The sequence below is a fragment of the Halalkalibacter sp. APA_J-10(15) genome (genome assembly GCF_023017105.1).
GTDB lineage: Bacteria > Bacillota > Bacilli > Bacillales > Bacillaceae_D > Halalkalibacter.
In genome coordinates this window covers 1-527 of record NZ_JALKEV010000053.1, presented here as the reverse complement: position 1 = coordinate 527, position 527 = coordinate 1, and the positions used below count along the sequence as shown (strand labels likewise).

Sequence of the window (527 nt, the reverse complement as noted above, 5' to 3'; positions counted from 1 at the left end):
ACCTTCTCTTTTAGTTGATCAAATAACTCGTGAAATACTTGGCTATCATGAACATTGGCAGGGGTAACAACGGTTCCAAGAACAAATCCATTCGAATCACAGGCGGTGTGGAGACTGTACGCAAACATTTTCTCTCGTTCGCTTTTCACATAATACCCACTTTCAGGATCCGTTGTGCTCTCCTTGACCTCCCTCGAAGTGTCCTTCGCCCGAGGAGGTAGGGGCTTTTTTCCGTTTTCTACTCGCTCCACATTGATTTCTTCTTCTAGTTGTTTTTGATACGCTCTTGTTTCCGAGCGAACGACTTTCTTCCCAAAATTTCGCTTATTAGCATTCGCTTTTACATGCGTAGAATCAATGAACGCCACTTCTGGATTCACAAACCCTTTTTCCATCGCATTCCGAAGGATGCGGTAGAAAATCTGTTCGAACACATCACTTTCACGGAATCGACGGGCATAGTTCTTCCCGAACGTAGAGAAGTGGGGGATCTTATCATCAAAACCAAAACCTAAAAACCAACGATA

General features: G+C 43.8%; 1 protein-coding gene. It reads right to left on the bottom strand.

What is annotated here, in order from left to right; genetic code table 11:
- The coding region (locus MW695_RS22220; RefSeq protein ID WP_247107616.1) for a transposase at positions 1–527 on the bottom strand (527 nt) is incomplete at both ends.